We start from the raw sequence: 21243 nt of genomic DNA on the forward strand, positions 1-21243 counted from the left end.
TATCATCTGTAAACATGTTATTGAGAATTTTTCTCATTACCACACCTTCTGTACGCTCTTTATACCGCCGCGATGATGAAAATCAGTCTGGCAGCGGTTGCAGGTTTTGGGACAATGCCCGCTTTGCGATACACTCTGTTTAATGCCTCAAAATCGTTGAGTTCTATGTCAAAACTATTATGTTCGCTGTTGCTAAGTCTCAGCGTGTTGAGTGCCCCTGCGTGGTCAGCGCCTGCGGGTGATATCCGCCAGACCGGCTTCGTCTATTGCGTCAGCGGCACGCTGAACACCTTTAATCCGCAGATGGCCAGCAGCGGGCTGACTGTCGATACGCTGGCGGCACAACTCTATGACCGCCTGCTGGATGTCGATCCTTACACCTATCGTCTCAAGCCCGATCTGGCGTCCAGCTGGGAAGTGCGCGATAACGGCGCAACGTATCGCTTTCATCTGCGCAGCGGCGTGCAGTTCCAGCAGACGAATCAGTTCCGCCCCACCCGTGCACTGAACGCCGACGATGTCGTGTTCAGCTTCGCCCGAATGTTTGACCGCAATCACCCCTGGCACAACGTCAATGGCGGCAACTATCCCTACTTTGACAGTCTGCAATTCTCCGACTCCGTGCAGAGCGTGAAGAAAATTGATAACAGGACGGTTGAGTTCAGGTTAAACAGCCCGGATGCGTCGTTCCTGTGGCACATGGCGACCCACTATGCGCCAGTGCTGTCGAAAGAGTATGCCGACCAGCTTACCGCGCAGGGTCGGCAGGAAGAGATGGACAGACAACCGGTTGGCACCGGTCCTTATCAGCTCAGCGAATACCGCACCGGTCAGTACATCCGCCTGGCGCGCAATCCTCACTACTGGAAAGGGGTGCCGCGTCTGCAACAGGCGGTGATCGATCTCGGCTCGGGCGGCACCGGGCGGCTTTCCAAGCTTCTGACCGGTGAATGTGACGTGCTTGCCTATCCCGCGGCCAGCCAGCTCACCATCCTGCGCGATGACCCGCGCCTGCGGATGACACTGCGTCCCGGTATGAATATCGCCTATCTGGCCTTTAATACCCGCAAGCCGCCGCTCGACCGCCCTGAGGTACGGCACGCGCTGGCGCTGGCGATCAACAATGAGCGGTTGATGGAGTCCATCTATTACGGCACCGCCGAAACCGCCGCCTCGATATTACCTCGCGCCTCATGGGCATATGATAATGATGCCCGCATTACCAGCTATGATCCGGCGAAGTCCCGTGCCGCGCTGGCGGCTCTGGGCATCAGCGATCTGCATCTGCGGCTGGTGGTGCCTGCTGCGTCGCAGTCGTGGAATCCCAGCCCGCTGAAAACCGCCGAACTGTTGCAGGCGGATCTGGCGCAGGTCGGCGTCCGGCTGACCATAGTGCCGGTAGAGGGCCGTTTTCAGGAGGCGCAGCTGATGGCGATGAATCATGATCTGACACTGTCAGGCTGGGCCACCGACAGTAACGATCCCGACAGTTTCTTCCGGCCGCTGCTCAGTTGTGCAGCGATTCGCTCGCAGACCAATTACGCGCACTGGTGCTCGCCGGCCTTTGACGAAACGCTGCAGAATGCGCTGTTATCACAACAACTCTCTGGCCGCATCGACAGTTATGACAAAGCGCAGCAGATTCTGGCGCAGGAGTTGCCGGTGCTGCCGCTGGCATCCTCTCTGCGACTGCAGGCGTTTCGTCATGATATTAAAGGGCTGGTCCTGAGTCCGTTTGGCAACGCCTCGTTTGCCGGGGTTTATCGTGAACGCGATAAGGAAAAGTAAGTGATTATCTATATTTTGCGGCGCCTGCTGCTACTGATCATTACCCTGTTTCTGCTGTCGCTGGTGAGCTTCAGCCTGAGCTACTTTACGCCTGACGCCCCGCTGGAAGGCGCGGCGCTCTCGGACGCCTGGTGGTTCTGGTTTAAAGGGATGCTGCAGTTTGATTTCGGCGTCTCCAGCACCAACGGTCAGGAGATTGGCCTGCAGCTGCGTGAGGTTTTCCCGGCCACCATGGAGTTGTGCATTCTGGCGTTTCTGTTCGCGCTGCTGGTCGGGATCCCGCTGGGGATCTGTGCCGGCGTGATGCGCAATAAATGGCAGGACAAAACCATCAGTGCACTGGCGCTGATTGGCTTTTCTGCGCCAATTTTCTGGCTGGCGCTGTTGCTTACGCTGTTCTTCTCGCTGACGCTGGGCTGGCTGCCGGTGTCCGGTCGTCACGACCTGCTCTATCCGGTGCAGAGTGTCACTGGCTTTGCGCTGATTGATGCCTGGATGAGTCCTTCGCCCTGGCGACATGAGATGATAATCAGCGTCCTGAACCACCTGATTTTACCTGTGCTGGTGCTGGCGATGGCACCGACGACGGAAGTCATCCGCCTGCTGCGTAATAGCACCAGCGACGTGATGGACAAAAATTATGTCAAAGCGGCGGCTACGCGGGGTCTTTCGCCGTTTACCGTGATCCGCCGCCACGTGCTGCATAATGCGCTGCCGCCGGTGATCCCACGTCTGGGCCTGCAATTTTCCACCATGCTGACGCTGGCGATGATCACCGAGATGGTCTTTAACTGGCCGGGTCTGGGACGCTGGCTGATCAACGCGATTCGCCAGCAGGATTACGCGGCGATCTCCGCTGGCGTGATGGTGATTGGCGGGCTGGTGATTCTGGTCAATGTGATTTCTGACGTGATTGGTGCGGCCATGAATCCGCTGAAACATAAGGAATGGTATGCCCTGCGCTAACGCTCAGGGCACTTAGGCAAAACATAAAATAAACATATGAATTTTCTCTTTCAGAAGTCGTTCTGAAAGCAGGCATTGATGTACACAAATAATTGTCCTGCAGAAACCGATTTAAGTTCGAAGCGAAAAAATTGATGAGGTGATGAACATTTATGGATGAAGTTGATCTGGCACAGGAGCGTGAAGAAGCGCATCTCGCAGCCTCTCTGGCAGCTCGTAAGACCAGACTTAAAAGCCCAAACGGCTTATGCATCTGGTGTAAAGATGAGCCCGTAGTGGCTGAAACTGCTTTCTGTTCAAGCGAGTGTGATGAGGATTATCACAAGCATCGCCGGGAACAGAGCCAGCGGGTTGTCTGAGAGAAAATGAAGTCACCCGGTCAGGCTATTACGCGGGTAACTCAGATAAACTTGATATAAATGTCAGGCAGCCCTCACAAATATAAAGCAATTAAAACGACATCGCTTGATAGATTCTTGATATTTCCTTGCCTTTGCGTTGATAAAAAAAATGCATAATGCCCTGACTACAATGTCACAGCAGAGATATCTGTCCGGAGTTAGTGACAGAAAAAAATAGCCCAGGGCGGCTGACATTCAGGAGCCATCTTTTTAACTCGGTTTATCAGAACAACTATCAGGTTTAACATTTTATATGAGCCACTTCAAAAGAATACTTTACGGCTGGGAAAAATCCGACGCTGACATTTATGAGCACTGTTTTAACCGTTTTGGCGGGAGTGTTAATATGCATCCTGACGTGATCAGGTTTTTCTCATCTCGCACAGGTCATGAGACAACGTATTTTCATAAAGAAAAGCAAGGTGGCTATACTGCCGCGTATGCCCTGCTGGATCACTCACGGATAGGTGTCGATCAATGGAAACAATTCCCGCTATCCTATGATGAGATCATGGTGCCGGCGGCTAAAAATGCCTCGATGCTTTTCCCTGAAAAAACCAATAAAATGTCACATTTCAACAAGCACAACTTCATAAATTTTAACTTTTCTTTTGCCCGAAAAAATAAAGTATGCTTTGTAAAAGAGAGCTATTCAGTTAAAACAGAAAAAAATCGCCGCAACGAATACAACCGGTTCATACGTGCGGGTGGTCGCTGCTGTGATATGAATCAATTCAGCCCTGAAGAGCTGGCAGACTATTATATCTTCCTTTTTAAATCCCGTTTTTCTGACAGCGTAACCTGTTATTCCAGGGAGAACCTGATCACGCTTATCAATGCCATGAAAAGGATGCTCTTCGGCTATATTCTTTTTGTAGGGAACGAGCCCTGCGCGATGGATCTGCTCTTCATGGCTGAGAGTGAACACATCATCTATTTTGATGTGCCAAACGGCGGCGTTAACACGAAATATTCGGACCTTAGTCCGGGTAGTTTACTTATGTGGAAAAACATTGGTGCGGCAAGGGACTACTGTAAGCAGACGGGCAAGGAGATGAGGCTTTCCATCGGCTCACTTGATAAAGAGTGGACGTATAAGCTTCGCTGGGCGGATGCGCACTCCACGGGAAAAACAATTTTTTAATCTTTCAGTAGAGGCTGGCTTATTTTCTGCAACGGAGCGGCTGGAAATAAGCACAAAACCGCCGAATCATGAAATGCCAGGCACCAACGAAGGCTGTTTGAAGATAAAACGTTTAATCTCAGGGCCGATTTTAATTTTTATGCATCACTCTCCTTCCCAGCCGTCCTGTTGATAATACTTCTCTGAGGATGCAATCAGGTAAACCTACGGCATTATGTAAGCTATCAACCGCTGCCTCAAATGGCGTCATCGCTGGGGAAACAGAGAGATTTTTTATCTGATTTTTTTGCAGCATCAGTAATTCGCCAGATGCCAGGAGGCATACCAAAATGTCGTGAGAAGGCGCGAGTGAACGTTTGCTGTGAGTCGTAGTTGAACTGATCAGCCACCTCTGCAATAGTGGCTTCAGTAAACCTTAAGCTCAGCGAGGCCGCCTGCATTCTGGTGTTATTAATATATTTCCCGAGGCTGACTCCGCAATGTTTTGTGAACATTCTGTTGAGGTGCCATTTTGAATATCCACTTTTTTTAGCCACTTTATCCAGGCTTATTTTTTCATCCGCATGATCATCAATCCATTCTGTTAATGCATTAAAGAAGTTTTTATCTGTCATGCCATCCCCCTTTTGCGTTTTTTGCAGTACCTTTTAAAGGTAACTCATTGCCGCACTAAATTTAATTATAAACTGATCGTTTACACGTTTCTTTTCTAAGCTTTTTTACTCTATTCTCGCCACCGATTTATCTCCTTTAGTAAAGAGTTCCCACTCAGGACGCGACTATCCCACCAAGTCATCAATGAACAATCAGGAAATGATGAAGAATCTGTCAATGCTGCACAAAAAGTGATCTCTGTTAAGGCGAACCTCTTAGGTGTTGGATTATCCGTCTTCTGTGGGTGATCTACGGTGTATTACTCATGCAGCATCATGAACAATTTCCTGTGCAGGTTGCGGCAGGGTTTCAGTACTGAGCTAGTCGCGTAGAGCGTCTGCACCTGAAACCGCCAGGCGGGTATGCGTCCGCAGCGGTCTGAACACCGGGACACCTGAAGCCAGCCGGTAATCGCGGATAATATCGGCATGAAGTAATCCACTGAGATGCCTGATATTTTCAGGATAGGCTAAAATTCTTTATGTAAGCGTCAGCAACAAACCTCGCGGTAACGACGCGGTTTATCAGAAAGAGGACGAAAAATGAAATTCGCTGTAATTTTTGAAGATACCGGCGTTGAAGAGGAACATGAGTTTGACACCAAACCCGTTGCCGGAGATTTAGTGACGTTAACGCGCGATGGGATAGGTAAAGATTATATCGTTATCATTGAGCCGGATCCTGACCACACCCATGACGACGGGCCTGATGGACACCCGACAAAGGCCAGGGTCCGGCCAGCATAGCCTCCGCTAAGATCTAATCCGCCGCCCAACAGGGCGGTTTTTATTGCCTGTTATCCGGAGGTGAATATGACTTTTTTCACTCTGTTCAGGACGATGTGCCGACTCGGATCATAACCCTTTGCAATCCAGAGTCGAAATTGCTGACGCCGTTTCCTTGCCTGTAACAGGGATATCGACGGATAATCCCCTGTAGACAGCTGACGGGCTAAGCCTCCCAGCGATAACGGTAGAAAAATGTCACGTTGCCTCAAAGGGAGAGCCTGACATTCAGTCCGGACGAGTCGAAGATAACCTCTGCTTTGTCGCGGCGCTTACCCAGCGCTTTCCTGAGCTTAGTGTCTGTCTGCAATGTGGACATCTTCTTTGCGTCTACGCAGAGAAGCACACAAAACACATAAATTAACGCTACTCAGAGTCAGCCATGATAAAGAAAGATAAAGCATGCCATCAGGATAACCCTCTGATATGAATGATTTTTATAAAGAAACGTTGTCCGAACTCAAGCACAATAAAGTGAAAGCTTATGCCCTCCGATAATATCTACGCCGAAAAACGCCTGCCCAGCGCGTTTCGTCAGAGCTGGCACCATTTTTATGGCAACCCGATTTCGATGGTCGGGCTGTATGGCTTTGGCGCACTGCTGCTGCTCTGCCTGTTTGGCGGGCTGATAGCGCCATACGATATAGATCAGCAGTTCCTGGGTTATCAGTTGCTCCCACCGTCCTGGTCACACTACGGCGATGTCTCCTTCTTTCTCGGCACCGACGATCTGGGTCGGGATGTGCTGAGCCGCCTGCTGAGCGGTGCGGGCCCGACGGTGGGTTCGGCGATTCTGGTGACGCTGTTCGCCACGCTCGGCGCGCTGGTGCTGGGCGTACTGGCGGGCATGACGCATGGCATACGCTCGGCGGTGATGAACCACGTTCTGGACACCCTGCTCTCTATTCCGTCGCTGTTACTGGCGATTATCGTGGTGGCGTTTCTCGGGCCACGACTCGAGCACGCATTGCTGGCGGTCTGGCTGGCGCTGATTCCACGTCTGGTGCGCGAGATTTACAGTGCCGTGCATGATGAGCTGGAAAAAGAGTATGTGGTGGCGGCACGTCTGGACGGTGCCAGAGGCCGCAACATCCTGCGCTACGCCATTTTGCCTAATATTTTACCGTTGCTGATCACCGAAATTACCCGCGCGCTGTCGATGGCGATTCTGGATATTGCCGCCCTCGGATTTCTCGACCTGGGCGCGCAACTGCCTTCGCCCGAATGGGGAGCGATGCTGGGTGATTCGCTGGAGCTGATCTACGTCGCCCCCTGGACCGTTATGCTGCCGGGTGTGGCACTGATGGTCAGCGTATTAATTGTTAACCTGCTCGGTGACGGCATCCGTCGCGCCGTCGAAGCGGGAGTGGAATAAATGCCGTTACTCGATATCCGTAATCTGACCATTGAATTTATGACCGCTGACGGGCCGGTCAAAGCGGTCGATCGCGTCAATCTGACGCTGGGCGAAGGTGAAATCCGTGGTCTGGTCGGTGAGTCCGGCTCCGGTAAGAGCCTGGTTGCTAAGGCGATCTGCGGCGTGACTAACGATAACTGGCGTGTCACCGCCGATCGCATGGTGTTTGATGATGTGGATCTGCTGCGCCTGTCGTCGCGCGAGCGCCGCCGCATTATCGGGCATAACGTCTCGATGATTTTTCAGGAGCCGCAATCCTGTCTGGATCCCTCTGAAAGCATCGGTCGTCAGCTGATGCAGGTGATCCCGCGCTGGACGTATAAAGGTCCGTGGCTCAAACGCTTCTGGTTCTGGCGCAAAACCCGCGCCATCGAACTGCTGCATCGCGTCGGCATTAAAGATCACAAAGATATTATGCGCAGCTTCCCCTATGAGCTGACCGAAGGCGAATGCCAGAAAGTAATGATCGCGATTGCGCTGGCTAATCAGCCGCGTCTGCTGATTGCCGATGAGCCGACGAACGCCATGGAACCCACGACGCAGGCGCAGATTTTCCGCCTGCTGAGCCGTCTCAACCAGAACAACAACACCACCATTCTGCTGATCAGTCATGACCTGCGCACTATGAGCCAGTGGGCGGACCGCATCAACGTGATGTACTGTGGTCAGACGGTAGAAACCGCCCAGAGCGAAGATTTAATGAGTACGCCGCACCATCCTTATACTCAGGCGCTGATTCGGGCGATGCCCGATTTTGGACGATCCCTGCCGCACAAAAGCCGTCTCAATACCCTGTCAGGAGCGATCCCGTCGCTGGAGAGCCTGCCGATTGGCTGTCGTCTGGGGCCACGTTGTCCCTACGCGCAGCGCAAATGTATTGAAACGCCACGGCTCACCGGCAGCAAAACGCATCTCTACGCCTGTCATTTCCCGCTGAATATGGAGGGCCAGTAGCATGGAGACTCTGCTGGAAGTGCGCAACCTGAGTAAAACCTTCCGTTATCGTACGGGCCTGTTCCGCCGTCAGCACGTTGAGGCGGTGAAGTCGGTCAGTTTTACCCTACGCGAGAGGCAGACGCTGGCAATAATCGGCGAAAATGGCTCCGGCAAGTCCACGCTGGCGAAGATGCTCAGCGGCATGGTCGCCCCTACCGAAGGTGAGATTCTGATAGACGATCATCCGCTGACCTTTGGCGATTATGGTTATCGCAGTCAGCGCATCCGCATGATTTTCCAGGATCCCTCAACCTCACTGAATCCGCGTCAGCGTATCAGCCAGATTCTGGAGTTCCCGCTGCGGCTCAATACCGATCTTAGCGCGGAGGAACGCGAAAAGCGCATTATCGCCACCCTGCGTCAGGTGGGATTACTGCGCGATCACGCCGGCTATTATCCGCACATGCTGGCACCGGGTCAGAAGCAGCGACTGGGTCTGGCCCGCGCGTTGATTTTGCAACCCAAAGTGATTGTGGCTGATGAAGCGCTGGCCTCGCTGGATATGACGATGCGTTCCCAGTTGGTGAATCTGATGCTGGAACTGCAGGAGAAGCATGGGATCGCTTACATTTATGTTACCCAGCATCTGGGAATGATGAAGCACATCAGCGACAAAGTGCTGGTGATGCATCAGGGCGAAGTGGTCGAGCGCGGCGGCACCGCTGATGTGCTGGCCTCCCCGCTGCACGATCTGACCCGACGACTGATCAGCAGCCACTTTGGCGAAGCATTGAGTGCCGAAGCCTGGCGACGAGAGCGTTGATTTTTGCTGCATATCGCGGAAATTGCGGGGCGATTTACCTGATTTATGAGAGACGTGCTAGAATCCGCACGTCGATTAACGTCGGTCGCTTACTTTTTAACCATGCGGCCGCCAACTACAATGACCATAAGGATTACAGCTATGGGTTTTCTTTCCGGTAAGCGCATTCTGATTACTGGCGTTGCCAGTAAACTTTCCATCGCCTACGGTATTGCACAGGCGATGCACAAACAGGGCGCAGAACTGGGTTTCACCTACCAGAACGACAAATTAAAAGGTCGTGTGGAAGAGTTTGCCAAAGATTTGGGTTCAGACATCGTGCTGCCATGTGACGTAGCCGAAGATGAGAGCATCAAATCTCTGTTCACTGAACTGGCAAAAACCTGGCCGAAATTTGACGGTTTCGTTCACTCTATCGGTTTCGCCCCTGGCGAGCAGCTGGTTGGCGACTACGTGAACGCCGTTACCCGCGAAGGCTTTAAAATCGCGCATGACATCAGTGCTTACAGCTTCGTCGCGATGGCCAAAGAGTGCCGCGAGATGCTGAATCCACACTCTGCGCTGCTGACCCTCTCTTACCTGGGTGCTGAGCGCGCGATCCCGAACTACAACGTGATGGGTCTGGCGAAAGCGTCGCTGGAAGCCAACGTGCGTTACATGGCAAACGCCATGGGCCCGGAAGGCGTGCGTGTTAACGCCGTTTCTGCCGGTCCAATCCGCACCCTGGCAGCATCAGGCATCAAAGATTTCCGTAAGATGCTGGCACATTGCGAAGCGGTCACCCCGATTCGCCGTACTGTCACCATCGAAGATGTCGGCAACTCAGCAGCATTCCTCTGCTCTGACCTGGCTGGCGGCATCACCGGTGAAGTGGTACACGTTGATGGCGGCTTCAGCATCGCCGCAATGAACGAACTGGAACTGAAATAAGTTCTGTAAGGGCGAGCCTGACTCGCCCTTCTCTTTGCTCCCGCCTCGCCCTTCCTGCCTGATTTCGCTGCCGTTATACCGTAACGCTATTAATTATCACCGATCAATCTTTTGCCCCGGACTGGCCATCAGCGACGATAAGCCTGCCCTTCGGTTTATGCACATTTTCAGATTCTGCCGCCTGCATACCGAACCCGAATTTGCAAAAGGATTGATCATGGAACAACGCCGCTATCCGGGCCATAACCACTGGTTTTACGAGAGCCAGACCAGTCCACGTACCTCACAGGCCGCACCGCTGGTGCCAGAGGCCGCCCATATTGATGACCGCTTTTTGCTGGGATGTTACGCCGATGACAACGTGGTGCAGTCACTGCTGCGCACCAATCAGCCGGCCCTGCTGGCGGCGCGCGATCTGGCACAGCTGCTGTTTCCCGATCGCGTCGTCACCACGCTCACACACACCTTAACGCTTTACGATCGCCTCAGCACGGCGCTGACGGTGGCGCAGGTGGCGGGTGTACAGCGGCTGTGTAATCACTACTCTGCCCGTCTCAATCCGTTGCCCGGGCCCGACTCCTCACGTGAAAGTAATAATCGCCTGACCCAGATTACGCAGTATGCACGCCAGCTGGCGATGCAGCCTGAGCTGATCAGCGCCAGCGCAATCACCGCCCTGGATGCGGTCGGCCTGACAGAGCCTGATATTGTGACGCTGAATCAGGTGATCGGCTTTGTCAGTTATCAGGCGCGGGTGGTCGCCGGTTTACAGGCGCTGCAGGCCCAGCCGGTACGCTGGCTGCCCGGCAGCACTGCACCACCCGATGCTGAGGCCACAGGTTTTGATCAGCCTGCCCGCTGGCAGCCGGTGCTGAAACCACTGGAGTTGCGTTATGCCAGTGCTGAGCAGCTCGCTGCTATTACCCGCTGTCAGTCACTGCCGGGAATGCAGGACGCGGTATGGCTGCTGGCCCACGATCCCTCGGTGCTCTATGGCTGGGCGCAACTGCGTCAGCATCTCACTCAGGACAATACCCTGGCAGAAGCGACGGCCGCCCGGATTCTGGGCAGTCGCTGGGCGTTCCGGCTGCTGGCCGGAAATGAGATGTTAATAGAGGGCGTGGATGATGCGGGGGCAAAAGAGCAGGAGCAGCAGATTATTGCGCTGGCGGCGCAGCTGACCCGTTCGCCAGAGCGTTTCAGCGCGGCCCATCTGCAACCGCTAATGGAGGCGGGCTGGGAGGCTGATGCACTGTTCGCGCTGATGCAGAGTGTTGCCATAGGCAACTGGAACAGCCGCCTGTTTTACGCACTGGGCGAATCGCAGTAGCCGGCTAAACCGGCAGCAGACCGCGCGCTTCGTCGAAAAAGTGCTGTGCCAGCGGTGTGGCACGGCCAGGCTCAGCGATGACCAGCGCCGCCTGGCGCGCCATCGGCGGCAGCGTGATGGCGCGCTGCTGCAGCCCCTGTAATGAAGCGGCCAGCAGATGACCGACCGGCGACACCAGCAGCCCCAGGCCGACCTGCGCGCACTGCATCAGCTGCATGACAGAGGCGCTCTCCACGATCACCCGGGGCACCAGCGCCGCTTCACGAAACGCCATATCGAGATAACGCCGGAAATAACGCGTCGGCTCCGCCAGGCAGAGCGGCTGTTGTGCCACTTCATCAAGCGTTAGCGCGGTTTCCCCCACCAGCTCAGGAAAATGGTCGGGATGGAATATGGCTTCAACGCCCCGATCTGCCAGCATCTCGGTCTGAAAATGGAGTTCACGCAGTGTTGCCATCTCGAAAAAACCGATCCCGACATCCACGGTGTGGCTGTTGAGCGCTTCCAGCAACTGGTCAGCACTGAGTACCGCAATGCGATAGTCGAGCTGAGGATAACGCGCCTGCACCGCTTTCAGCAGCAGCGGCAGTGCCATGCTGCACTGCGGCACCACGCCAACCCGCAGCGTGCCGTTCACCCCATGCTTCAGCGATTCCACTTCCAGCTTCAGCCCCTGATAGACCGAAACGATCTCCCGCGCCCATGCCAGCACACGGTCGCCCTCTGGGGTAAATCCGGCAAAATTATTGCTGCGGTTAATCAGCGGCAGGCCCAGCTCGCGCTCAAGATTCTTCAGGCGCATAGAGAGGGTTGGCTGTGTAACAAAACTGGCTTCCGCGGCCCGCCCGAAATGGCGTTCACGCTCCAGGTTACATAAATAAATCAATTGTTTAATGTCGATGTTAATTATCCATCAGCAGGTTGAAGGCTGTTCGCATTACTGTCTCGTTCGCAGGATCAACCAGAGTATAAGGCTGAATGTTACCCCGCGCAGGCTCGGATGTTTTAACCGCACGGTTCATTTGCACAGGCGGATCGATGAAATCAGGACTCCGCGCCGCCCTGGTTTAAGCATCAGTGAGGGTTGCGCACTTAAATCATCGCGCCCTGTTGTTTTGCTGGCTTAGTAAAGATGGCATTCAGGGCCAGACAGATTAACCCAAACCCTACGGGCAGCAGGAAATCGTAGCTGAGCAGTCGGTAAAGCCCGATTCCGGCTATCCCTCCAGCAAGGAAAGAAAGCAGTGTCAGACAGTGCAGTCGCAGCCGGCTCAGATAGAGCGGCGCCTCTTTCGGTGACGCTTTACGCCGCAGCACCTCAAACAGCATTGCCAGCTCAATCCCGATATCGGTCGCCGTGCCGGAGATATGGGTGGTGCGAACGCGGGCATTGGAGATCCGCGTCACCACCGCATTCTGCAACCCCATTAAAAAACTCAGGCTCATGATTAACACGACACCAGGTGACCGCGGCGGAAAGTGATTTTCAATCACACCCAGTGCAATCAGCGCGCTGCCCTCAATCAGGATGACAAAGGCATAGATGGTGCGGATATTTCTGCGGTGCCCGGCATTAATGATCAGCGTTGAACACATGGAACCCGCAATAAACAGAAGAACGATCGACAGAAAAAACAGGCCAGGCCCCAGATTCGCTTTTGCCAGGTGATCGGACAGCAGCGAGACATTTCCGGTCATGTTGGCTGAAAAAAAACCGACGATCTCAAAGGCTGCGGTATTCAGTGCGCCTGCGGCAGCGGCAAGCGTACAGGCCAGTCGGGTATCCGCGCTGTTGCTGCGGGCACTTTCCGTGCTGATTAGCATGACTACCCCATTTTTACTGGAAAGCCTTATAATCCGCCGATTAGCCCTGCGCCACAAGGCACTGAATCAAACTCTCCCTTCTTTGCCGGGCATTACTCAGCATCGGGACTCAGGCCTCCGCGCTGGATAAACTCAGCGCGGAGTGCCCTGATTAACTGTTTGCCAGACGGAAGGTGGAGACCGACTGCGTCAGATACTGCACCTGCTCTTCCAGCGAGGCAGATGCCGCGGCAGACTCCTGCACCAGCGCCGAGTTCTGCTGTGTGACGCTGTCCATCTCGGTAACGGCCTGCTCAATCTGACCGATACCGCGACTCTGTTCATCAGAAGCGGTTGAGATGTGCTCCATCAGCAGATTCACGCGGCTGACTGAGGAGATAATGGCGCTCATCGCCTCACCGGTCCGGCTGACCTGATCGGAACCGGCATGAATGATCGAAACAGATTCCGCAATCAGCCCCTCAATCTCTTTGGCTGCGGTAGCGCTGCGCTGGGCCAGATTACGGACTTCCCCTGCCACCACAGCAAAACCGCGACCCTGCTCACCCGCCCTGGCGGCTTCGACTGCCGCGTTCAGCGCCAGAATATTGGTCTGGAAGGCGATGCTGTCGATCACGGTGGTGATCTCCTCGATCTTCTTCGAGCTGGCATTAATCAGCGCCATCGATGTCACCACTTCCTGCGAGACTTTTTCGCCACTTTCCGCGTTTTTCACCGCTTCACTGGTCAGGCGGCAGGCTTCAAAGACGTTTTCGGTGTTCTGTTTCACCGTTGCGCCCAGCTGCTCCATGCTGGCAGCGGTTTCCGTCAGCGCGGCAGCCTGCTGTTCGGTACGCGAGGCGAGGTCGATGTTGCCCGCCGCAATCTCCTGAGAGGCGGTGGAGACTGAGCGGGTTGAATCGCGCACCTGGAGAATAATGGCGGTGAGCGCGCTGCGCATCTGCTCCAGCGAGCCCATCAGCAACTGAATCTCACTGCGCGAACCGGCTTTGACCGGCACCGTGGTATCAAGGACGCCCGCTGCAATCAGCTTGCAGTGTTCCTGCGCATCATTGATCGGCGAAAGCACATAGCGCTTCATGAAGATGTAAATGGCGACGATGATGGCGAAAAACAGCACGCCAAACAGCCCCAGCAGAGTAATGCCGGAGGTGAAGTGACTCTGTGCATCGCTGTTAAGCTTTTTGGCGTAGGTTTCATGCTGAGCCAGCACCCGGTCCAGAATGATTTCATACTGACGGTCAAGGCGAACCACGGTGGCGATCTGATTTTTAAAGCGCACCTGATCGTGCGCTTCTGCCGCCTCAATCAACGGCTGTAAACCCTGCTGACGATAGGCCAGATAAGCCTGGCTATAGGCGTCGGCTTCCGCCTCTTCGCCCGGCAGACGCGGCGCGTTCATATAGGCCTGAAATGCAGCATCCGCTTTGCTGGCCACGGTACGAACGCTGTCCAGCGTGGCGGGATTGTTTGCGTCACTGCCCTCAATCTCCTTCATGTACTCCATCAGACGCACACGCAGCGTGCGGCTGTGGTTGATGGGGTCAATCACCGAGAGCACCACACGGATCTCTTTGTTAACCGCATTCAGCGAGTGATTGCTCTGGATCAGCAGCCAGGTACTGATTGCCACGCTGGTGAGAAACAGCGCCAGCAGAAAGGAGAAGATAATCAGGGAGGATTTTTTTAACGACATCGCGGTGTTCCGTAAAGTAAGAGGATTAGTCGCTATATCGGCAGAAAGGTACGGCCCATTAGGGCTGGGCTTTTTTTAGTTACAATAAGCGGGACGGCAGCGGGCGGAGCGCTCCGGGGAACAGGGGCTAACCGCCCACGGACGTCGGGCGGTTAGCGTCATGACTAAGAGTAAAACAGGCTGCCGTTAAGCGACGCCCAGCGCCATTTTTACCTCGTTGGCGATCTTCTCGACCTGCGGGCCGTAGATCACCTGAATGTCGTGCTCGCTGACGCGATTGACCCCATTGGCACCGGTGCTCATCAGCGTCTGATCGACCACCTGATTCATCTCTTTGACCCGTACGCGCAGCCGGGTAAAGCAGCAATCGACATCCTCGATATTGGCCTGCCCGCCCAGCCCGCTGATAATGACCTGAGTCCGTTCATCCGCGGTGACCTGTTGCGGTTTCTCATCCTCCGATTCACGGCCCGGCGTTTCAACATTCATCCGGGTAATCACCAGCCGGAAAGCGTAGTAGTAGATCGGCGCATAGATCACGCCCAGTGCCAGCGTCCACCACCAGTGGGTTTTTGCCCCACCCAGCATGCCGAACACCACCAGGTCGATAACACCGCCCTGCACGTTGCCAATCATCAGATGCAGCATCGACATCAGCATAAACGACAGGCCGGTCAGGAAAGCGTGCAGCAGATAGAGCACCGGAGAGACAAAGATAAAGCAGAACTCCAGCGGTTCGGTGATGCCGGTGGTGAAGGAGGTCAGCGCCCCTGCCATGACCAGTGCTTTGACCCGCTGTTTATGCTCGGGTCGGGCAGTGTGATAGATCGCCAGCGCCGCGGCGGGCAGGCCGAACATCATCACCGGAATCTTACCCTGCGCCAGAAACTGCGTGGCCGTGCGCAGCGTCTCATCGGGGATCGATCCCGGATGAGTCAGCGACGCGTTGAAGATGTTCAGTGCGCCAACCACGGTCTGACCATCGACCACCGCCATGCCGCCAATAGGCGTGAAACGCACGGTTTCGTTAAGGATGTGATGCAGGCCGGTGGGGATCAGGATGCGCTCAAAGGCCCCCAGCAGAAAAGCGCCATACTGCCCGCTTTTGCCAATCATCTGTCCAATCCAGGCGATACCGTCGCCAATGGTCGGCCAGATCAGCGCCAGCAATACTCCGATCAGTGGCAGACAGACCACGGTCACAATCGGCACAAAACGCCGTCCGCCAAAGAAGCTGATCGCGGTAGGCAGTTGCTGGGTATAAAAGCGATTGTGCAGCGCCACCGTTATCAGTCCGGCAATCACCCCGCCCAGTACGCTCATGTTGTAGGTAAAGACGCCCAGCATGTTGATATATTCCGCCGAGGTCATCATGGCGGTGGTCTGATCCATCCCCGCCTGCTGCAGGGCTGCTGGTGTGGTAGTAGCGGCGGTGATCCCTTTGGCCGCCAGCGTCGCGCTGATACCGACGTTCATCACGATATAGCCAATCACCGCGGCAAAGGCGGCGGTAGGTTTTTCCGCTTTCGCCAGTCCGATGGCACTCGCTACCGCAAAGAAGACCGGCAGATTAGCGAATAGCGCTCCGGCAACCTTGCGAATGAAGCCGATAATTAACTGCGGCACCTGCATCTGCGCAAAGGCATCGCCGGTGACCGCCGGGTTCTGCATGGCCGCCGCCAGCCCAAGGAAGATACCGGCGGCAGCGATGACCGAGATTGGCATCATCAACGCTTTGCCAAATGCATGAATCTGGCTGGTCAGCTGTTTCATGGAGTCGCGCCCTTTCTGATTGTGAACAGCAAGTATTAGCCTGTTGTCGGGAGAACTCCCGTTATCAGCAGGTTAAAGGCGGGTAAAATCTGACCAGCATCACATTTCTGGCTTATGCACGATAAACGCCAGCTATCGCACCATTAAGTCAATCAATTAGACAAGGTCTGAGGATAGCTGCAGACTTCCTTTCACCATCAGGCTATAACCTGATAACAAACACCAAACAATAATTCCTACTATAAAAAGCCTGCACTCAATATGAAATTTAAACGCCAAATCAAACCCTATCGCGCGGCAGCGGGCGGCTGGGGTTCACTGGAAGCCACCACGCGTTTCGTTCTTGACAGCAAAGCGGCCCTGAAAAATATGCGCAACCTGATGCGCATGAACAAAGCACGCGGTTTTGACTGTCCGGGCTGTGCCTGGGGTGATGACAATAAAAGTACCTTCAGCTTCTGCGAGAACGGCGCCAAAGCGGTGACCTGGGAAGCGACACGCCGGATGGTCGACACCGACTTTTTCGCCAAACACAGCGTGACCACGCTCTATACCCAGAGTGACTACTTCCTGGAGTATCAGGGACGTCTGACCCATCCGCTGCGCTACAACGCGGAAACCGACCACTACGAGCCCATCAGCTGGGAGGACGCGTTTGCGCTGATCGCGCAGCACATCAAGGCGATGGATCATCCGGATCAGATGGAGCTTTACACCTCCGGTCGCGCCAGCAATGAAGCCTCCTGGCTCTATCAGCTGTTTGGTCGCCTGATGGGGACCAATAACTTCCCTGACTGCTCCAATATGTGCCACGAAGCCAGCGGCACCGGCCTGAAGCGCAGCATTGGCGTCGGTAAAGGCACCATTCGTCTGGATGATTTCGACCACGCAGATGCCATTTTTGTCTTCGGTCAGAATCCCGGCACTAACCATCCGCGTATGCTGCACAGCCTGCGTCACGCTGCCGATCACGGTGCGAAAATCGTCACCTTTAATACCCTGCGTGAACGCGGTCTGGAACGTTTTGCCGATCCGCAGAAACCGCTGGAAGTGGTGACCTCGAAAGCAGGCAACATCAGCTCCTCCTATTACCAGCCGAACCTGGGCGGTGATATGGCGGCGGTGCGCGGCATGGTGAAATCCCTGCTGGAAACTCATCGCGCGCGTCTGGCGGCTGGTGAAAGCGGCCTGTTCGATCAAACCTTTATCAATGCTAAAACCAACGGCATTGAGGCGTATCTCGACGCCGTGGATAACACCAGCTGGATGCAGATTGTGGCGCAGTCGGGCCTGACGCAGGCGCAGATCCGTGAAGCCGCGGCGATCTACCAGAGCGCTGACCGGGTGATCTGTACCTGGGCGATGGGCATCACCCAGCACAAACACTCTGTCGACACGGTGCGCGAGATCACCAACCTGCAGTTGCTGTTTGGCCAGTTGGGTAAAAAAGGTGCAGGCCTCTGCCCGGTTCGCGGTCACAGTAATGTGCAGGGCAACCGCACCATGGGCATTGATGAGAAACCAGCGAAAGCCTTCCTGGATGCGCTGGGGAATCATTTCAATTTCGAGCCCCCGCGTGCGGCAGGCCACAACACCGTGGAAGCGCTGAACGCGATGCTGCGCGATGAAGTGAAAGTGCTGATCGCGCTGGGTGGCAACCTGGCAGCGGCCGCACCCGACTCACCACGCACCGAAGAGGCGATGTCACGCTGTGGTCTGACCGTGCATATCAGCACCAAACTGAACCGCAGCCATCTGGTGCCGGGTCACGAAGGGCTGATTCTGCCGACGCTGGGCCGCACCGAGCGCGATCTGCAGGCCACCGGCAATCAGTTTATTACCGTGGAAGACTCTTTCAGCATGGTGCACGCCTCTGAAGGGATCGGTATTCCGCTGGCGGAAACACAGCGTTCAGAGACCTGGATTGTTGCCGGTATCGCCGAGGCGGTGCTGGGTGATGAAAAAGTGAAATGGCGCGAGCTGGCGGGTGATTACAACCTGATCCGTGAGCACATTGCCGCGACGATCCCGGGCTTTGCCGACTTTAACGCCAAATGCGATATCCCGGGCGGTTTCTATCTGGGCAACGCAGCAGCCGAGTTGCGCTTCAATACCCCGAGCCAGAAAGCGGAGTTCAACGCCTCGGCGCTGCCGACCTCACTGTTCCCGAATCTTGATCAGGACGTGCCTTTTACCCTGCAGACGCTGCGTTCGCACGACCAGTACAACACCACCATTTACGGCCTTGATGACCGTTACCGTGGCGTGTTTGGTCAGCGTGAAGTGGTGTTCATCAACCCGGACGATATGGCAGACCTGGGCTTTACTGAAGGCCAGAATGTCGATATCGAAACGCTGTGGAATGATGGCATTACCCGTCGCGTCAGTGGATTCAAACTGGTTCCCTACAATATTCCGCGCGGTAACCTGGCGGCCTATTATCCGGAAACCAACCCGCTGGTGCCGCTGAACAGCTTTGGTGATGACAGTGGTACACCGACCTCAAAATCGGTGCCGGTGAAGCTGGAACTCTCTGAGGCACTGGCCGATCAGCGCATCGCCTGACAGCCCTTTCACTCCCCCCTAAAAAGCCGGCTCGTCCGGCTTTTTGCCTTGCCGCGCGACGTCGATTCGCGTAAAACTGTCAGCCGCAATCAGCCAACGAAACGTAAAAATTATGTTCCAGGATAACCCGCTGCTCGCGCAGCTGAAAGAGAAGCTCCATTCGCAAACGCCTCGTGCTGAAGGCGTCGTAAAAGGCACTGAAAAAGGCTTCGGCTTTCTGGAAGTCGATGCGCAAAAAAGTTACTTCATTCCGCCACCGCAGATGAAGAAAGTGATGCACGGCGATCGTATCACCGCCGTGATCCACAGCGATAAAGATCGCGAAAGCGCTGAGCCGGAAACCCTGGTTGAGCCGTTCCTGAGCCGCTTTGTTGGCCGGGTACAGAAGAAAGACGATCGCCTGTCGATTGTGCCGGATCATCCCCTGCTGAAGGATGCGATCCAGTGTCGCCCTGCGCGCGATGTCAGCCATGAGTTTGAAAATGGTGACTGGGCCGTGGCGGAGATGCGTCGCCATCCGCTGAAAGGCGATCGCGGCTTTTATGCCGAACTTACCGATTTTATTGTCAAAGCTGATGACCATCTGGCGCCGTGGTGGGTGACGCTGTCGCGTCATAACCTTGAGCGTGAAGCGCCCGATGTCAGTTTTGGCGAGATGCTGGATGAAAATCTGACGCGTGAAGATCTGACCGCGCTGGATTTCGTTACCATCGACAGCGCCAGCACCCAGGATATGGATGATGCGCTCTTTGCGGAAGCCCTGGACGATGGCGCCCTGCGTCTGACTATCGCTATCGCCGACCCTACCGCCTATGTGCCGGAAGGCAGTCAGCTCGATAAGCTGGCGGCGCAGCGTGCGTTTACCAACTACCTGCCGGGCTTTAACATCCCGATGCTGCCGCGCGAACTCTCTGATGATGTCTGCTCGCTGCGTCCGAATGTGCGCCGTCCGGCCCTGGCCTGCCGCGTAACCGTGGCAGCCGATGGCAGCTTAGGTGATGACGTTGAGTTCTTTGCCGCCTGGATCGAATCCAAAGCCAAGCTGGCATATGACGACGTCTCTGACTGGCTGGAAAACAGCGGCGCATGGCAGCCGGAAAGTGAAGCGATTGCTGAACAGATTCGCCTGCTGCATCGCCTCTGCCTGGCGCGCAGCGAATGGCGTCAGACCCACGCGCTGGTGTTTAAAGATCGCCCGGATTACCGCTTCCTGCTGGGTGAAAAAGGTGAAGTGCTGGAGATCGTGGCTGAACCGCGCCGCATCGCTAACCGCATTGTCGAAGAGTCTATGATTCTGGCCAACGTCTGCGCGGCGAAAGTGCTGCGTGACCGTCTCGGTTTTGGTATCTACAACGTCCATGCCGGTTTCGATGCCACCAATGCTGAACAGGCCGCCGCCGTGCTGGCCAACCATGGTATTACCGTGGATGCGCAGGCAATTACCACGCTGGAAGGCTTCCGGGTGCTGCGTCGTGAGCTTGATGCCCAGCCGACCCAGTTCCTCGACAGCCGGATCCGTCGCTTCCAGACCTTCGCTGAGATCAGCACCGAGCCTGGCCCGCACTTTGGCCTGGGACTTGAGGCTTACGCCACCTGGACCTCACCGATTCGTAAGTTCGGCGACATGATCAACCATCGTCTGCTGAAAGCGATTATTCGCGGTGAGCAGATCGCTCGTCCGGATGATGCGCTGACGGTGACAATGAGTGAACGCCGCCGCCTGAACCGCATGGCGGAACGCGATGTGGGCGACTGGCTCTACGCCCGTTATCTGGCGCCGTTTGCAGCCACCGACCGTCGCTTCAGCGCCGAGATTATCGATGTGTCCCGTGGTGGCATGCGTGTTCGCCTGCTGGAGTTTGGCGCGGTCGCCTTTATCCCGGCTCCGTTCATTCACGCGGTGCGTGATGAGCTGGTTTGCAGCCAGGAAAATGGCAGCGTACAGATCAAAGGCGAAGTGGTTTACCGTGTGACCGATGTGATTGATGTCACCATCGCCGAAGTCCGCATGGAAACCCGCAGCGTCGTGGCACGTCCTGCCGTCTGAGTAGTAATGTCCTGAGCAGTCAATCGGGCGGGATAACTCCGGTTATCCCGCCTGTTTCCGCCCCGCCCGCATTGCAAAAAAGTTAAATTTGTACCCCGCTTCACACTTCTCCACTGATTAACTTTCACTTACATTCCATTACATTAAGTTTGACTCGTTGTTTT

General features: G+C 55.2%; 17 protein-coding genes and 1 pseudogene. 12 read left to right on the forward strand and 6 right to left on the reverse strand.

Annotated features, from left to right (window positions below; all coding sequences use genetic code 11):
• The first annotated feature begins 165 nt into the window (after positions 1–165).
• From sapA to FOV68_RS02140, 4 genes are all read left to right on the forward strand, one after another.
• Complete coding sequence (sapA, locus tag FOV68_RS02125) at positions 166–1788, forward strand: ABC transporter substrate-binding protein SapA (protein ID WP_143990251.1); 1623 nt, start codon at positions 166–168, stop codon at positions 1786–1788.
• Complete coding sequence (gene sapB, locus FOV68_RS02130; RefSeq protein ID WP_010244573.1) at positions 1789–2754, forward strand: putrescine export ABC transporter permease SapB; 966 nt, start codon at positions 1789–1791, stop codon at positions 2752–2754.
• 152 nt (positions 2755–2906) lie between these two features.
• Complete coding sequence (locus FOV68_RS02135) at positions 2907–3113, forward strand: hypothetical protein (protein WP_061703915.1); 207 nt, start codon at positions 2907–2909, stop codon at positions 3111–3113.
• Positions 3114–3408: 295 nt separating this feature from the next.
• Positions 3409–4299: a hypothetical protein gene (locus tag FOV68_RS02140; protein ID WP_143990252.1), complete on the forward strand. Its 891-nt coding sequence runs from the start codon at positions 3409–3411 to the stop codon at positions 4297–4299.
• 236 nt (positions 4300–4535) lie between these two features.
• Here the strand turns inward: FOV68_RS02140 and FOV68_RS02145 are convergent, their stop codons facing one another.
• Positions 4536–4913: a helix-turn-helix domain-containing protein gene (locus FOV68_RS02145; protein ID WP_255473578.1), complete on the reverse strand. Its 378-nt coding sequence runs from the start codon at positions 4911–4913 to the stop codon at positions 4536–4538.
• Between the two features lie 582 nt (positions 4914–5495).
• On the opposite strand from FOV68_RS02145, the gene FOV68_RS02150 reads away from it, so the two are divergent.
• On the forward strand, positions 5496–5699 hold the full coding sequence (locus FOV68_RS02150; protein WP_010244562.1) for a hypothetical protein: 204 nt from the start codon (positions 5496–5498) through the stop codon (positions 5697–5699).
• A gap of 68 nt (positions 5700–5767) precedes the next feature.
• Here the strand turns inward: FOV68_RS02150 and FOV68_RS02155 are convergent.
• Positions 5768–6048, reverse strand: a pseudogene (locus FOV68_RS02155) (Arm DNA-binding domain-containing protein); the annotation flags it as partial.
• A gap of 174 nt (positions 6049–6222) precedes the next feature.
• Here FOV68_RS02155 and sapC point away from each other — a divergent pair.
• The 5 genes from sapC (at position 6223) to FOV68_RS02180 (ending at position 11174) form a co-directional block, all read left to right on the forward strand.
• Entirely contained in the window at positions 6223–7113 is an 891-nt protein-coding gene (gene sapC, locus FOV68_RS02160; RefSeq protein ID WP_010670235.1) for a putrescine export ABC transporter permease SapC, read from the forward strand.
• A complete protein-coding gene (sapD, locus tag FOV68_RS02165) occupies positions 7114–8109 on the forward strand; it encodes a putrescine export ABC transporter ATP-binding protein SapD (RefSeq protein WP_010244553.1) in 996 nt (331 codons plus the stop codon).
• Between the two features lies 1 nt (position 8110).
• Positions 8111–8914: a putrescine export ABC transporter ATP-binding protein SapF gene (gene sapF / locus FOV68_RS02170; RefSeq protein WP_031591565.1), complete on the forward strand. Its 804-nt coding sequence runs from the start codon at positions 8111–8113 to the stop codon at positions 8912–8914.
• 141 nt (positions 8915–9055) lie between these two features.
• The gene (gene fabI, locus FOV68_RS02175) at positions 9056–9844 is read left to right on the forward strand and encodes an enoyl-ACP reductase FabI (RefSeq protein ID WP_143990253.1); all 789 of its coding nucleotides are present in this window, start codon (positions 9056–9058) and stop codon (positions 9842–9844) included.
• A 217-nt stretch (positions 9845–10061) separates the two neighbouring features.
• Positions 10062–11174: an oxidoreductase gene (locus FOV68_RS02180; protein ID WP_143788955.1), complete on the forward strand. Its 1113-nt coding sequence runs from the start codon at positions 10062–10064 to the stop codon at positions 11172–11174.
• 4 nt (positions 11175–11178) lie between these two features.
• Here the strand turns inward: FOV68_RS02180 and FOV68_RS02185 are convergent, their stop codons facing one another.
• From FOV68_RS02185 to FOV68_RS02200, 4 genes are all read right to left on the reverse strand, one after another.
• Complete coding sequence (locus FOV68_RS02185; RefSeq protein ID WP_031591567.1) at positions 11179–12075, reverse strand: LysR family transcriptional regulator; 897 nt, start codon at positions 12073–12075, stop codon at positions 11179–11181.
• Between the two features lie 191 nt (positions 12076–12266).
• Positions 12267–12998: a YoaK family protein gene (locus FOV68_RS02190; RefSeq protein ID WP_031591569.1), complete on the reverse strand. Its 732-nt coding sequence runs from the start codon at positions 12996–12998 to the stop codon at positions 12267–12269.
• Between the two features lie 151 nt (positions 12999–13149).
• Positions 13150–14694, reverse strand: coding sequence for a methyl-accepting chemotaxis protein (locus tag FOV68_RS02195; RefSeq protein WP_039386313.1), 1545 nt, complete (start codon positions 14692–14694; stop codon positions 13150–13152).
• A gap of 186 nt (positions 14695–14880) precedes the next feature.
• Complete coding sequence (locus tag FOV68_RS02200; RefSeq protein WP_083067936.1) at positions 14881–16467, reverse strand: PTS transporter subunit EIIC; 1587 nt, start codon at positions 16465–16467, stop codon at positions 14881–14883.
• Positions 16468–16728: 261 nt separating this feature from the next.
• Here FOV68_RS02200 and FOV68_RS02205 point away from each other — a divergent pair, with 261 nt between their 5' ends.
• Both FOV68_RS02205 and FOV68_RS02210 read left to right on the forward strand, forming a co-directional pair.
• Positions 16729–19032 carry an FdhF/YdeP family oxidoreductase gene (locus FOV68_RS02205; protein ID WP_143990254.1) on the forward strand — a complete coding sequence of 768 codons (2304 nt, stop codon included), beginning with the start codon at positions 16729–16731 and terminating at the stop codon, positions 19030–19032.
• Positions 19033–19144: 112 nt separating this feature from the next.
• A complete protein-coding gene (locus FOV68_RS02210; RefSeq protein WP_039386307.1) occupies positions 19145–21079 on the forward strand; it encodes an exoribonuclease II in 1935 nt (644 codons plus the stop codon).
• Positions 21080–21243 lie beyond the last annotated feature (164 nt).

The organism is Pantoea sp. paga (assembly GCF_007558755.1).
In the GTDB taxonomy this organism is placed as follows: domain Bacteria; phylum Pseudomonadota; class Gammaproteobacteria; order Enterobacterales; family Enterobacteriaceae; genus Pantoea; species Pantoea agglomerans.

Excerpts from the sequence above, each read along its gene's own strand:
- fabI (WP_143990253.1), top strand. The coding sequence starts at position 9,056 with ATGGGTTTTCTTTCCGGTAAGCGCATTCTGATTACTGGCGTTGCCAGT.
- FOV68_RS02180 (WP_143788955.1), top strand. The coding sequence starts at position 10,062 with ATGGAACAACGCCGCTATCCGGGCCATAACCACTGGTTTTACGAGAGC.
- sapC (WP_010670235.1), top strand. The coding sequence starts at position 6,223 with ATGCCCTCCGATAATATCTACGCCGAAAAACGCCTGCCCAGCGCGTTT.
- sapF (WP_031591565.1), top strand. The coding sequence starts at position 8,111 with ATGGAGACTCTGCTGGAAGTGCGCAACCTGAGTAAAACCTTCCGTTAT.
- FOV68_RS02210 (WP_039386307.1), top strand. The coding sequence starts at position 19,145 with ATGTTCCAGGATAACCCGCTGCTCGCGCAGCTGAAAGAGAAGCTCCAT.
- FOV68_RS02145 (WP_255473578.1), bottom strand. The coding sequence starts at position 4,913 with ATGACAGATAAAAACTTCTTTAATGCATTAACAGAATGGATTGATGAT.
- FOV68_RS02150 (WP_010244562.1), top strand. The coding sequence starts at position 5,496 with ATGAAATTCGCTGTAATTTTTGAAGATACCGGCGTTGAAGAGGAACAT.
- FOV68_RS02140 (WP_143990252.1), top strand. The coding sequence starts at position 3,409 with ATGAGCCACTTCAAAAGAATACTTTACGGCTGGGAAAAATCCGACGCT.
- sapD (WP_010244553.1), top strand. The coding sequence starts at position 7,114 with ATGCCGTTACTCGATATCCGTAATCTGACCATTGAATTTATGACCGCT.
- FOV68_RS02205 (WP_143990254.1), top strand. The coding sequence starts at position 16,729 with ATGAAATTTAAACGCCAAATCAAACCCTATCGCGCGGCAGCGGGCGGC.
- sapA (WP_143990251.1), top strand. The coding sequence starts at position 166 with ATGTCAAAACTATTATGTTCGCTGTTGCTAAGTCTCAGCGTGTTGAGT.
- FOV68_RS02200 (WP_083067936.1), bottom strand. The coding sequence starts at position 16,467 with ATGAAACAGCTGACCAGCCAGATTCATGCATTTGGCAAAGCGTTGATG.
- FOV68_RS02135 (WP_061703915.1), top strand. The coding sequence starts at position 2,907 with ATGGATGAAGTTGATCTGGCACAGGAGCGTGAAGAAGCGCATCTCGCA.
- FOV68_RS02195 (WP_039386313.1), bottom strand. The coding sequence starts at position 14,694 with ATGTCGTTAAAAAAATCCTCCCTGATTATCTTCTCCTTTCTGCTGGCG.
- FOV68_RS02190 (WP_031591569.1), bottom strand. The coding sequence starts at position 12,998 with ATGCTAATCAGCACGGAAAGTGCCCGCAGCAACAGCGCGGATACCCGA.